We start from the raw sequence: 12,781 nt of genomic DNA on the forward strand, positions 1-12,781 counted from the left end.
AGCGGCGGTCTGCCCTCCAGCGCCGCGCGCCTTCCCACGCGAAACGGAACCGGCGCGCCGATATCTCCGGCGCGCTGAAAGGCGGTGTGTTGCCGAAGCGAAAAGCCCACGCGCCCGCGGAGAAGGGTCCCGCAAGGCCGCGTCATGGCAACGCGACAGCCCGGCGCGGGGGGGCCGGGCCTCTCGACGGTCCGGCGCTTCAGGCAGGCTTCGGCCATTCGAGCGGGAGGAACCCGGGCCGCTGCACCCCGGCGCGGCGTCGATCACGGAAGATCCCTCCGAGCGGCCCGATCCCCGCCCGCATCCGGTCGGGATGCGGGCTCCTATCCCTCACCCTGCAGAGATCGCGCCCTGTGCAGGTCCGGGACCAGGGCCAATAGCCACCTAGAATGCTACGACCCCTATCCGCGCCGCTCTCCGGGCGGGACCGGCACCGATAAACGACACCGGCAAACGGCACCGTTCGCGACGATCCGGGTCCGGCCCGACAGCGGCGCCCGGCAGAACCGGGCCGCGATGCGGCGGCTCAGGCCAAGGCGGCGGTCCCCCGGGCGACAGACCCCCGCAACCCGGCCTGCAACCGTTCTTAGGGCGGTTTCACGCCTCGGCCCGCGGTCGGCGGCTCAGCACGATATCGGACAACAGGATACGGTTCATGCCAGGCCCGTCGAAGAGCAGATCCAGCCACATCCTGTCGGCGCGATGGCCGTGCAGGTCGCTGGCGGCAAGATCGAAATCCAGCGCGATCCGGGCTTCGTCGGGCGGCACCGCGCGCACCAGCTGGGCGAGATTCGGTCCATGGCGGATGCTGATCCGGGCGAAGACATCGACCGGCGCCTCGGTTTCAAGCGCGGCATCCAGCCGGATCAGATGATGCCGCCCAAGCCCCTCGACCGCACGCGACGGCAGTTCGAACACGACCGAAAGAAAGCCGCCGTCGAAACCGGATACCTCCAGCGCCAGGCCGAAGGGTGCGCCCTCCCCGCCATGGCTGTTGGCGACCTGGCGAAACGCGATCCCGGCCCGGGCGGCATCGTGGAGCAACGTCACCTGCGGCCCGAGCCGAAACGCGGTGCCGATATCGGTCGCCGCACAGGGCGTGACGCGCTCGGCGAAGGGCGCGGGCCGGAACCCCCAGTCGGACCCGAGCGGCAGTCGCGCCGTCTCGGCCGCCGCATGGAAGGCCGCGCGCCGCGCATCGGCGCCGTGGATCGCCCGGTCGCGCCGGTGCCGCAACCGCCAGGCGCGGCCGGGCAAGGCTGTGAGATCGGGGATATCGAGCCGTTCGGCGGCGCCCCCGGCCCGCCCCCAGGCGGCCAGGGCTGGCCGGAACAGCAGACGGTCGGCAAGAGAACGGTCGGCAAGGGAATCGCGCTTGAGCAATATCGGCATCGGTCCACTTCGCTGTTCGTGACACCGACAGCCTAGGCCCGGGCCTCATTCCGCAAGGTTAACGCAGCGCCGAAACCATGCGCGACGCCCGTAATCGGGACGGGCACCGGGCGCAGCCGATCAGGAGGACTAGGGCTGTGCCATCGTCGGATCGGGCAGGCTTTCGGTCGCGGCACGGCTGCGCCCGGCCAGATCCTGCAACAGCGCGCGCGCGGCCTGATCGCCGATCGGCCGAGACGTGAAGCCGGTCGCCGCAGCGGTCACGATCCGCCCATTGGCTTCGAAAACCGCGCGCCAGGTATCGGGGCGCAACCCCTTGGCGAGGCCCGGCCCCCGGTCGACCGAATGCACCAGGAACAGCGCGCCGCGCGTATCGGTCTCGAGCACCTCGACATCGGCAGGATCGCCGCTTCGGGCCAGCGCGGCACGGCCGAGTTCGGACGCGAAATAGCGTTGCAGCACCAGGGCGCGGTCCTTGGGGCTGCCGCCCGGACCGGGGCTCGGCGCGACGGAAACCGTCAGAATCGCGTCCTCAGCCGGCACCGCGGCCTCCGCCCCCCGGGCCAGCGCGGCGCAGCTTGCCAACAGCACGAAAGCGCCATCCCCGTCGTCCCGGCTGGCACCTTCATCGACACAGAAGCCGTAAGGCGCGACAATCGCCACGCGCCCATCGGCCACGATGGTGCGATGCACGCCGCCGCCCTCGGTCACACAGCCCGGCAAGGCCAGCAACACCGCCGCGAAAAGCCAGCACGGCAAGGCCCGCGCGACGGCCCGGCGCAGGGGAAGGATCTTGCGGAATATGTCGGGGGTCTGCTCTGGCATCATGTCCTCGGCGGCTTGTTCGGGCCCGCAATAGAGGCGGGCAGAAGGCGAGACAAGCCATTGAAGGACAGCCTCCGGCCGGTCTAGGGTCTCGGCGGAAAGGGCCGCCCGATGCGTTACGACCCGCATGAAACGCTTGTCTCGGCCGCGCGCGGCCAGCCTGCCCTGTGGCGCCTCGCCGCCGGGCTTGCGGTCATCGCAGCGGTGCAGATCGGGCTGACCTACACCGTCTACGGGCTGATCTCGGCCCTGCGCGGGCCGGGCATCGCCGAGGCGGCGTTCCGCGGGGTCTTCGTCACCACCGCCACCGCCTCGGACACGCTCTGGCTGCTGGCCTCGTTCCTGTGCCTGATCTGCGGCACCGCGGTCGCGGCGCAGCTGATGCAGGGCCGCAGCCTCCGGTCGCTGACCGGCCCGCCCGGCGCGGCGCTCGGCCAGTTCGTCCGGGTGCTGCGCGCGGTGGCGCTGCTTTACCTGGTGCTCTGGATCGTCCTGCCCGCAGGCCCCGAAAAGATCGCCCATCGCCCGCTCGGCGCCTGGCTGGCCCTGCTGCCACTGGCGCTGCCCGCGCTGGCGATCCAGACCTTCGCCGAGGAGATGCTGTTTCGCGGCTATCTCCAGCAGCAGCTTGCCGCCCGGTTCCGCAGCCCGCTGCTCTGGATCGGGATGCCCGCACTGTTGTTCGCGCTGGCCCATTACAGCCCCGGCGCCGCCGGCGACAATGCCCTGCCCGCCGCGCTCTGGGCTGCGGCCTTCTCGGTCGCCGCCTCTGATCTGACCGCGCGCACCGGGACGCTGGGCGCGGCAGTGGCGCTTCACTTCGTCAACAACGCCATGGCCGTGCTGATCGTCGCCCTGCCCGGCCCGGTCTCGGGGCTTGCGCTTTACACCTACGGCTTCGGCGCCGACGACCCGGCGCTGGGGCCGCTGATCGCGGTCGATCTGGCCGTGCTGGGCCTGTCCTGGCTGGCGGCGCGGGTGGCGCTGCGGGTCTGAGTTGAAGCCGGCGCCGCAAGGCACTAGCCTGAGCCCCGGAGCGGGGATTGCCGCCGCACCGCCCACCGTCGCGACAAAGAAATTACCGAAAAGAAATAAACACAAGAGAGAGAGCGATGCGGTCCCCCCTGTTCGAGGCCTATATCGAGCCGGCCCGGCTTTATCCCGAAACCTGGCGCCTGGTCGTCGGCCTGCTGGTGGTCCTGCTGGTCTATGTCGGCGTGTTCTCGACCATGCTGGTCGCGGCCTATCCGGCGCTCGGGCCGATGGCCTATTTCGGCTGGATCATGGGTCTTGCCGCGCCCGCGACCCCGGGCCAGACGCTGTTCGTGCTGACCAGTTTCCTCGGCATGGGTCTCGGCGTCCTGATCGCGACGCCCGCGCTGCATTACCGCGAGCCGGGCTCGCTGTTCGGACCGGCGCGCGACTGGGCGCGGGGCTTCTTCGGCGCGCTGAAGGTGCTGATCCCGGCCTATGCGCTGCTGTTCGGGCTGGCCTTTGTCACGATGCCGCTCGAGGCCAATCTCGACCCGGGCACCTGGGCGCGGATGCTGCCGCTGGCGCTTCTGCTGATCCTGATCCAGACCGGATCGGAGGAACTGCTGTTCCGCGGCTACCTGCAGCAGCAGCTGGCCGCCCGTTTCGCCTGGCGCGCGGTCTGGATGGGCCTGCCCGCGCTGATCTTCACCGCGCTGCATTACAACCCGGCGGCGGGGATGAACAACGCGATCGGTCTGGTCGGCATCCTCGCCTTCGCGCTGGCCGCCGCCGACCTGACCGAGCGCTCGGGCAGTCTCGGCACCGCGATGGGCTGGCATTTCGTCAACAATGTCAGCTCGCTGCTGTTCACCTCGGTCAAGGGCACGATCACGGGGCTCGCGCTGTTCGTCACCCCGTTCGACGTCACCGATACCGCGACCGCGCCCTGGGCCATGGCGCTCGACCTGATCGCGATCCTGCTGCTCTGGCGGCTGCTGCGCGCGCTGATCTGACCGGGGCGGCGGGCGCGGGCCGCGATTGCATTTCCGGCCCGCGCGGCTTATCTGACGGCCCATCCGTGCGAGAGGCCCCCGATGAACTGGATCAACAACTACGTCCGGCCCAAGATCAACTCGCTGTTCTCGCGTCGCGAGATGCCCGAGAACCTGTGGTCGAAATGCGATGCCTGCGGGACGATGCTGTTCCACCGGGAATTGTCGGACAATCTGAATGTCTGCACCTCCTGCGGCCATCACATGGCGATCCTGCCGAGAGACCGCTTCACCACCCTGTTCGATGGCGGCGTGTTCTCCGAGGTCGAGGTGCCGGTGCCGGTTGCCGACCCGCTGCAGTTCCGCGACCAGAAGCGCTATCCCGACCGCATGCGCAGCGCCCAGCGGATGACCGGCGAGAAAGAGGCGATGCTGGTCGCCGAGGGCGAGATCGGCCGCACCCCGGTCGTCGCCGCGGCGCAGGATTTCAGCTTCATGGCCGGCTCGATGGGCATGTATGTCGGCAATGCCATTATCGCGGGCGCCGAGCGCGCGGTGGCGCTGGGGCGGCCCTTCATCCTGTTCTCGGCCGCGGGCGGCGCGCGGATGCAGGAGGGCATTCTCAGCCTGATGCAGATGCCGCGCACGACCGTCGCCGTGCAGATGCTGAAAGAGGCCGGGCTGCCCTATATCGTGGTGCTGACCCATCCGACGACCGGTGGCGTCACCGCCTCCTACGCGATGCTGGGCGATGTGCATATCGCCGAGCCGGGGGCGCTGATCTGCTTTGCCGGGCCGCGGGTGATCGAACAGACGATCCGCGAGAAACTGCCCGAGGGCTTCCAGCGGGCCGAGTATCTGCTCGACCATGGCATGCTCGACCGGGTGACGCCGCGCGGCAAGCTCCGCGAGGAGCTGATCACCATCATCCGCATGCTGATGGGGCTGCCGCCCGCGGTGATCGCCGATCTGCCGCCGCCTGCCAGCTTCTCGCACGGGCCCGCGCGGGACGATGGCGACAATGGCGCCGAGACCCAGCCCGATCTGCCGAACAGATCCCCCGCGCCGCCCGATGCCGTCCCTCCGGCCGGAGGCGCAAAGCCGTGAGCGCGGCCTCCAGCGACATCCTCCTCGAACGGATGATGGCGCTGCATCCCAAGGTGATCGATCTGGTGCTGGACAGGGTCTGGCGCCTGCTGGCGGCGCTCGACCATCCCGAGACGCGGCTGGCCCCGGTCATCCATGTCGCCGGCACCAACGGCAAGGGCTCGACGCTGACGATGATCCGCGCCGGGCTCGAAGCCGCGGGCGCGCGGGTGCAGGCCTATACCTCGCCGCATCTGGCCCGGTTCCATGAACGGGTCCGGATGGCCGACGGGCCGATCGCCGAAGCCGCACTGGCCGCGGTGCTCGAGGAATGCGAGCGCGCCAATGCCGGCGCCCCGATCACCTATTTCGAGATCACCACCTGCGCCGCGCTGCTGGCATTTTCGCGCGAGGCGGCGGACTATTGCCTGCTGGAAGTCGGGCTTGGCGGTCGGCTCGACGCGACCAACGTGATCGAGGCCCCGCGGCTGACGGTGATCGCGCCGGTCTCGGTCGACCATCAGCAATATCTGGGCGAGACCCTGGCCGAGATCGCGGCCGAGAAGGCCGGGATCCTCAAGCGCGGCGTGCCCTGCGTGGTGGGCCCCCAGGAAGAGGCGGCGATGGAGGCGATCGGGGCCCGCGCTGCCCGGCTGGGCGCGCCCCTGATCGCGCATGGCCAGCACTGGCATGTCTGGGAAGAGCGCGGACGGCTGGTCTTCCAGGACGAACGCGGCCTGCTGGACCTGCCGATGCCGCGGCTGATCGGGGCGCATCAGGTCGTGAATGCCGGCGCCGCGCTGGCCGCCCTGCGCGCGCTCGGCCAGGACGAGACCGCCTGCGAGGCCGCGGTGACCCGTGCCGAGTGGCCCGCCCGTCTGCAGCGGCTGCGCCACGGACCGCTGGTCGAGACCGCGGGCCCGGCCGAACTCTGGCTCGACGGCGGACACAATCCGGCCGCCGGCATCGCGCTGGCCGAAGCCGTGAGGCGCCTGCCCACGCGCCCGCTGCATCTGGTTTGCGGGATGCTCAACACCAAGGATGTGACCGGCTTCATGCGTCCGCTGGCCGCCGTCGCCGAAAGCCTGACGGCCGTGTCGATCCCCGGAGAGGCCGCCACCCTTCCGGCTGCCGAGACCTGCAGCGCGGCACGCGGCGCGGGGCTCGACGCGGAAACCGCCGGGGACGTGCAGGAAGCGGTCTCCCGGATCGCGGCCAGAACGCCCGGCGCCCGGATACTGATCTGCGGCTCGCTTTATCTCGCCGGCCGCGTATTGCGCGAAAACGGCTGACCCGGGCGTCGAATTTTCGACGAAAATTCGTCCCCGCCGCTCAGCCTTTCGCCCAGTCGGCGGCCTGCATCTCGCGCAGGCGGCTGGCCGTGCGCTCGAACTCGAAACTCCCCTCGCCCTCCAGATACAGCATCTCCGGTGCGGCCGCAGCCGAGGCGATCAGCCTGACCCTGCCCTCGTAAAGCGCGTCGATCAGGGTCACAAAGCGCCGGGCCTCGTTGTAATTCTCCGAGGACAGCCGCGGGATATCCTCGAGGATCAGCACCCGCACCGCCTGCGCCACCGCCAGATAATCGGCAGGCCCCAGCGGCCTGGCGCATAGATCCCAGAAGGTCGCCCGCGCCACCCCGTTATGAAACAGCGGCAGCTCCACCTGCCGCCCCTGCACCCGCAAGACCAGCGGCCGGCCCGCGCCATGGGTGAAATCCTCCCAGATCGCCGCCATCCGGGCGCGCGCGGCACGGTCGGACGGGCTGAAATAAACCCCCTCCCCGGTCAGCCGGTTCTGCCGGTAATCGGTGGCGGAGCCAAGTTCCATCACCTCCAGCCGCTCCTCCAGCATCTTGATGAAGGGCACGAAGCGCTCGCGCTGCAACCCGTCCTTGTAAAGCTCGTCGGGCACCCGGTTCGAGGTGGTCACCACCGTCACCCCCGCGGCGAACAAAAACTCGAACAGCCGGCCCACGATCATCGCATCGGTGATGTCGACGATCTGCATCTCGTCGAAGCAGAGCAGCTTGAGCCCCTCGGCAATGCCGGCCGCGACGGGCTTCAGCGCATCGTCGGCCCCCTTGGCCCGGGCCGCATGCAGCCCGCGATGCACCTCCTGCATGAAGGCATGGAAATGAACGCGCCGCTTGCCCTCGATCGCGACCGCCTCGAAGAACAGGTCCATCAGCATCGACTTGCCGCGCCCGACGCCGCCCCAGAGATACAGCCCGCGCACCGGCTCGGGTGGCGGCGCCTTGCGGAAGAACCCGCCCCGCGGTGCCGGCGGCGGGTTTTCCAGCGCCTGCCGGATCCGCTCCAGCGGCACCAGCGCTTCGATCTGGGCCGGGTCGGGGCGCAGATCGCCCCCGGCCGCGCGCGCATCGTAGAGGTCTTTCAATGTCTCGCTCATGGCCCGGATCTAGAATGCCGCAGCGCGGAAGAAAAGCGGAACGCACCGCCTCACTGCACGGGCGCAGCGGGAATTTCGGCCAGGATCGCGTCGGCATGGGTGACCGGCAGGCCATGGCCGGCCTGCGGCAACAAAAGCTGACGGGCCGCGGGATTGATCGCGGCCAGCCCTGCGCGCGCGCCCGCCGCGATAACCTCGTCCTGCCCGCCCCAGATCGCCAGGACCGGCACCCCCGCTTCCGCCAGACGGCGATGCGCCCCCGACAGATCCTCGGCCAGCATGTGCCGCATGCTCGACAGCACCGCGGGCAGGAAGCCGCGATACCGGGTCTCGGCGCCCTGCGCCGCGATCAGGGTCCCGGGCAGTCCGTAGGCCCTGTCCGCCGCCCGCGCCATCCGCCGCAGCACCACCCCGCCGATCACCGCCATCAGCCAGTCGCCAACGCCGGGCAGCCGCACCGCCAGATCGGCCAGCCGGGGCGGGGTCTGGCCCAGCCCAGCCGGTGCCAGCAGCACCAGCCGCCGCACCCGGCCGGGATGCGCCGCGGCAAAGGCGGTCAGGATGGCGCCACCCATCGAATAGCCGACCAGCGTCAGCTCGCCCCCGACGCCGCGCGCCTCCAGAAGCGTCTCGAGCTGGGACAGGAAAAACGCCCGGTCCTGCGGCCCGCGCGGCCGGTCGGAAAAGCCCCGCCCGTAAAGATCGTAGCGCAGCACGCGATAGCCCCTGTCGGCCACCCCCCCGGCCAGCCGGTCGAGCATATGGCTGCCGATGGTCAGCCCGTGCAGCAAGACCAGAACCGGCCCGTCGGCCGGGCCCTCCCATACCAGATGGGTCCGCCCCCGCGGCAGAGCGGCGATCTCTCCCGGGGCCTCCGACCGCGCGCGCGCCGCCATCGGTCGGCGCAGCGCCTCTGCCAGCGGCCAGGCCGCCAGCAGCATCAACACCAGAAGCCCCGCCCAGATCATGCGCCGCGCCAGGCGTCGAGAATATGGCGCGCCGTCATCAGGTCGAGATGCGCGCCGCCGCCATTCTTGAAAAGCGTGATCTCGTCCCTGTCCTCGCGCCGGACCCCGCCCGCGGCCAGATCGTAGTAATCGCCCAGCACATCCTCGGGCCCGATCGCCCCCGAGGCCAGCGGGATCTTCAGTTCGCCGATATGCGCAAGCACCGTCTCGCGGCTGTCGACAAAGACCCGCGCCCGCTGCAGCGCCCGGTCGTCGGCTTCGCGCATGTCGGGCCGGAAGGCGCCGATCAGGTCGATATGCTGGCCCGGCCGCAGCCAGTCACCCCGGATCAGCGGGTCGGTCGCCATCGTCGCCGAGGTCACGATATCGGCGGCCTTCACCGCAGCCTCCAGATCGGTCGCGACCGCCAGCCCGAGCGGATCGGCCAGCCGCCGGGCACTGTCCCCGCTCCGGCTCCAGATCGTGAATTCCGCCTCGGGAAAGGCGCTCCGATAGGCCTCGACCAGCGAGCGCGCCACATTGCCCGCGCCCAGCACCAGAATCCGGCGGCTGTCGGGCCGGGCCAGCCGGGTGGCGGCCAGCAGGCTGTCGCCCGCGGTCTTCCACTTCGTCACAAGATGGAAATCGACCATGGCCTCAAGCGTGCCGTCGGCATCCGAGTACAGACAGACCCCGCCATTGACCGCAGGCCTGCCGGAGGCGCCGTTGCCCGGAAAGATCGTGGCCGTTTTCACCGCGAGCCCCAGCCCGTCGATCCAGGCCGCACGATTCAGAAGCGTATCCGCCCCGCGATAAAGAAAGCTGTCGGCGATTTCGGCGCGGGGAAGCGCGTGACCACGCGCCAGGGCCGCGCAAAGGCCCGGCCAGGTCAGGACGCGCTCGCCCTCTTCGAAACCGATGCTCTCAGGCATGGGCCAGCGGCCCGTCCGCCAGATCGGCGGCATCCAGCACGCCTTCCGCAACCAGCCGCGCGGCCCAGCCCCGCCCGCCCTCGAAAAGATGCGTCTTCCAACCGCGGGCGGCGGCCGCGGCGATGTTCTCGGCCTTGTCATCGGTGAAGATCAGCCGTTCCGGCGCGATGCCGCTGTCGGTCTCGAGGATCTCGTAGATCCGGGGGTCGGGTTTCAGCACCCGCAACCGGGCCGAGACATAGAGCCGGTCGAACAGCTCGAAGAAGGGATAGGCGCGGCGCGCGATCTCGAAGGGGCCATTGCCGAAATTGCTCAGCGCGAAGACCGGCAGCCCCGCCGCCTTCACCGCCTTCAGAACCGCGACGCTCTCCGGGAGGGCCGGGCTCGCCATCTCGAGCCAGTCATCCTGCCACATCCGGATTTCGGCCTCCCAGCCGGGGTGGCGCGCCGCCAGCGCCGCGACCGCAGCCCCGAAATCGTCGCCCCGGTCGACGCCCTCGTTCATGCCGTAAAGATCGACTTCGGCGAACAGGGCGCGGCGGCGATCCGGGCCGATGCGGCGGTCGTAGAAGGCTTCGGGCTGCCAGTCGATCAGCACGCGACCGATATCGAAAACGACGGCGTCGATGGGCATGATGTCTCCTGAAGGCCGGACCTGCGCGGGCAGGCTACCCCCCGACCGCGGATTGTTGAAGCCCGAAGCGCCGTCAGCGGCGTGTCGCCGCTGACAGCTCGCGTTCCAGCGCATCGAGAAAGCGCGACCGGTCGGCCTTGCCGAAGCCCTTGCCACCGCCCTGCCGGAACGGATCGGCGGCGCGCAGATCGGCCATCAGGTCGCGGGTGGCAAGCTTCTGGCCGATATTGGCCTGGGTGAACGCCTCGCCGGTATGGTTCAGCACCCGCGCCCCCGCCGCCACGGCCTTCGCGGCCAGCGGGATATCGGCGGTGATCACCACATCGCCGGGCCCGGCGCGCTCGGCGATCCACTTGTCGGCCTCGTCGGGCCCCTCGGGCACATAGACCATGCGCGCCAGCGGATGATCGACGGGGCGCAGCCCGCCATTGGCGACATAAAGCACCTCGGCGCCGTGGCGCTCGGCCACGCGCAGCGCCTCGGCCTTGACCGGGCAGGCATCGGCATCGACATAAACCGTCACGACCGCCCCTCCGCGCCCTCAGCGATAGAGCGCCTCGGCATGGAAGGCGACATGGTCCTCCATGAAGGTCGAGATGAAGAAATAGCTGTGATCATAGCCCTTCTGCATCCGGAAAAAGCCGGGATGGCGGGTCTCGGTCATGGCTGCGGCCAGCGCCTCGGGCATCAGCGCATCGATGAACTGGTCGCCCGTGCCCTGGTCGATCAGCATCGGCCCGGCATAGCCGTTGGCGCGCAGCGACAGGCAGGCATCGTGGCGGGTCCAGTCGACCTTGCCCTCGCCCAGATAGGCATGGATCGGCTTCCTGGCCCAGTCGGACTGGCTGGGATGGGTGATCGGGGCAAATGCCGATACGGCGGCATAGCGCTCGGGATAGGCCATCGCCAGCGTCAGCGCGCCATGGCCGCCCATCGAATGGCCGCAGATCGACTGCCGTTCGGCGTCGATGGCGAAATTCGCGGTCAGGACACGGGGCAGTTCCTCGGCGATATAATCCCACATCCGGTAGTTCTTCGACCACGGCTCTTCGGTCGCGTTGACGTAAAAGCCCGCACCGGTGCCGAGATTGTACATCGGATCGTCGGCGATGCCCTCGCCGCGGGGCGAGGTGTCGGGGAAGACCAGCGCGATGCCCTGCTCGGCCGCCCATTGCTGGGCCCCGGCCTTGGTCATCGCGTTCTCATGGGTGCAGGTCAGCCCCGAAAGATACCACAGGACCGGCACCGGGCCGAGAGTGGCCTCTTCCGGCAGGAACAGCCCGAAGGTCATGTCGCAGCCGCAGGCCTCGGACGCATGACGATAGACGCCCTGCACCCCGTTGTAACATCTGTTCTCGGAAACCGTTTCCATTCGGCATACTCCCCTCGCTCGCTGCCAACAGGGCTAGCGCGGCACGGCAGGCAGGGCAAGCGCCCCGCACCGACCGCCGCCGCCCTGCCGGCGAAACGCGTGCCACGGGCCCCGACTTTTCGCAGAAAAGTCGCGCGCGCTCAGCCCGAGCCGATCAGCACCCCGGCGGCGAAGACCAGCGCCCCACCCAGCACAACCTGGAAGGCGGCGCGGAAGAACGGCGTGTCCATGTATTTCTTCTGGATCCAGGCAATCGCCCAGAGTTCGCAGAACACCACCGCCATGGCGATGCCGGTCGCGGTCCAGAAATGCGGGATCAGATAGGGCAGCGCATGGCCAAGCCCGCCCAGCGCCGTCATCACGCCCGAGGCGATCCCGCGTTTCAGCGGCGAGCCCCGCCCCGAGATCGCACCGTCATCCGAGGCGGCCTCGGTGAAGCCCATCGAGATCCCGGCCCCGACCGAGGCCGCCAGCCCGACAAGGAACGTGGTGCCGGTATCATGGGTCGCGAAGGCGGTGGCGAAGATCGGCGCCAGGGTCGAGACCGAGCCGTCCATCAGCCCGGCCAGCCCCGGCTGGACCCAGGTCAGCACGAACTGGCGATGGGCGGTCCGGCGCTCCCGCTCGACCGCATCGGTATCGAGCTGGGTCTCGACCAGCCGGTCGGCGGCGGCCTCGTGCCCGGCCTCGGCGGCGGCCAGATCGCCCAGCAGCTTGCGCGTCGCCGCATCCGTCGCCCGCCCGGCCGCGCGCATGTAGAAGTCATGCGCCTCGCGCTCCATCCTCTCGGCCTCTTCGCGGATGCGCTCGATGCCGAGATTGCGCATCAGCCAGACCGGTCGCCGCGCATAATATCCGGCGACATGCTCGCGCCGCAAAAGCGGGATCGCCTCGCCGAACCGGGCGCGGTGGGTGTCGATCAGGCGGCGGCGATGGCCGTCCTCCTCCTCGGCCATGGCATCGAAGACCCGGGCGGAATCGGGATAATCGGCGCGCAGCTGCTCGGCATAGCTGCGATAGATGCGGGCATCGTCCTCTTCGGAGGAAATCGCGAGCGCCAGGACTTCCTGTTCGCTCAGGTCTGAAAAGCGGCGGCGCTGGGAAAGGCCGGGGATCATCGGGAGGCTCCAGTTTATAATAGTTCTAATCTATAGCATTCCGCCCTCCCCCCGCAAGAGCAGGAATGCCGCAGCCTCCGCCTGTGCGACCTGACC

13 protein-coding genes are annotated in these 12,781 nt (G+C 69.6%); 4 read left to right on the forward strand and 9 right to left on the reverse strand.

All coding sequences use genetic code 11. The annotated features are described in order from the left end of the window. Positions 1 to 597 precede the first annotated feature (597 nt). Together A6W98_RS02750 and A6W98_RS02755 are read right to left on the reverse strand one after the other, a co-directional pair. Positions 598 to 1,392, reverse strand: coding sequence for a DUF6478 family protein (locus tag A6W98_RS02750; protein WP_042457593.1), 795 nt, complete (start codon positions 1,390 to 1,392; stop codon positions 598 to 600). A 129-nt stretch (positions 1,393 to 1,521) separates the two neighbouring features. Then, positions 1,522 to 2,217 (reverse strand): hypothetical protein, encoded by a 696-nt coding sequence (locus tag A6W98_RS02755; protein ID WP_155734700.1) that lies wholly within the window; start codon positions 2,215 to 2,217, stop codon positions 1,522 to 1,524. A gap of 111 nt (positions 2,218 to 2,328) precedes the next feature. On the opposite strand from A6W98_RS02755, the gene A6W98_RS02760 reads away from it, so the two are divergent. The 4 genes from A6W98_RS02760 (at position 2,329) to A6W98_RS02775 (ending at position 6,562) form a co-directional block, all read left to right on the forward strand. Then, positions 2,329 to 3,213, forward strand: a complete 885-nt coding sequence (locus tag A6W98_RS02760) for a CPBP family intramembrane glutamic endopeptidase (protein WP_042457599.1) — start codon at positions 2,329 to 2,331, stop codon at positions 3,211 to 3,213. A gap of 116 nt (positions 3,214 to 3,329) precedes the next feature. Continuing rightward, on the forward strand, positions 3,330 to 4,205 hold the full coding sequence (locus tag A6W98_RS02765; protein WP_042457602.1) for a CPBP family intramembrane glutamic endopeptidase: 876 nt from the start codon (positions 3,330 to 3,332) through the stop codon (positions 4,203 to 4,205). A gap of 81 nt (positions 4,206 to 4,286) precedes the next feature. Further along, positions 4,287 to 5,291, forward strand: coding sequence for an acetyl-CoA carboxylase, carboxyltransferase subunit beta (accD, locus tag A6W98_RS02770; protein WP_042457605.1), 1,005 nt, complete (start codon positions 4,287 to 4,289; stop codon positions 5,289 to 5,291). Next, the gene (locus tag A6W98_RS02775; protein ID WP_042457608.1) at positions 5,288 to 6,562 is read left to right on the forward strand and encodes a bifunctional folylpolyglutamate synthase/dihydrofolate synthase; all 1,275 of its coding nucleotides are present in this window, start codon (positions 5,288 to 5,290) and stop codon (positions 6,560 to 6,562) included. The genes accD and A6W98_RS02775 overlap by 4 nt, the downstream gene beginning before the upstream one ends. A 40-nt stretch (positions 6,563 to 6,602) precedes the next feature. Here the strand turns inward: A6W98_RS02775 and zapE are convergent, their stop codons facing one another. The 7 genes from zapE to mbfA form a co-directional block, all read right to left on the reverse strand. Further along, a complete protein-coding gene (gene zapE, locus A6W98_RS02780; protein WP_042457610.1) occupies positions 6,603 to 7,682 on the reverse strand; it encodes a cell division protein ZapE in 1,080 nt (359 codons plus the stop codon). Between the two features lie 50 nt (positions 7,683 to 7,732). Beyond that, a complete protein-coding gene (locus A6W98_RS02785; protein ID WP_042457612.1) occupies positions 7,733 to 8,650 on the reverse strand; it encodes an alpha/beta fold hydrolase in 918 nt (305 codons plus the stop codon). Then, positions 8,647 to 9,561, reverse strand: coding sequence for an ornithine cyclodeaminase family protein (locus A6W98_RS02790; protein WP_042464440.1), 915 nt, complete (start codon positions 9,559 to 9,561; stop codon positions 8,647 to 8,649). The genes A6W98_RS02785 and A6W98_RS02790 overlap by 4 nt, the downstream gene beginning before the upstream one ends. Further along, the gene (locus tag A6W98_RS02795; protein WP_042457615.1) at positions 9,554 to 10,195 is read right to left on the reverse strand and encodes an HAD family hydrolase; all 642 of its coding nucleotides are present in this window, start codon (positions 10,193 to 10,195) and stop codon (positions 9,554 to 9,556) included. Before A6W98_RS02795 ends, A6W98_RS02790 begins: the two co-directional genes overlap by 8 nt. A gap of 73 nt (positions 10,196 to 10,268) precedes the next feature. Continuing rightward, complete coding sequence (locus tag A6W98_RS02800; protein ID WP_042457618.1) at positions 10,269 to 10,718, reverse strand: YaiI/YqxD family protein; 450 nt, start codon at positions 10,716 to 10,718, stop codon at positions 10,269 to 10,271. Between the two features lie 18 nt (positions 10,719 to 10,736). After that, complete coding sequence (gene fghA, locus A6W98_RS02805) at positions 10,737 to 11,567, reverse strand: S-formylglutathione hydrolase (protein ID WP_042457621.1); 831 nt, start codon at positions 11,565 to 11,567, stop codon at positions 10,737 to 10,739. 140 nt (positions 11,568 to 11,707) lie between these two features. Further along, complete coding sequence (gene mbfA / locus A6W98_RS02810; protein ID WP_042457625.1) at positions 11,708 to 12,685, reverse strand: iron exporter MbfA; 978 nt, start codon at positions 12,683 to 12,685, stop codon at positions 11,708 to 11,710. Positions 12,686 to 12,781: the final 96 nt, after the last annotated feature.

This window comes from Rhodovulum sulfidophilum DSM 1374, assembly GCF_001633165.1.
Taxonomy (GTDB): Bacteria; Pseudomonadota; Alphaproteobacteria; order Rhodobacterales; family Rhodobacteraceae; genus Rhodovulum; species Rhodovulum sulfidophilum.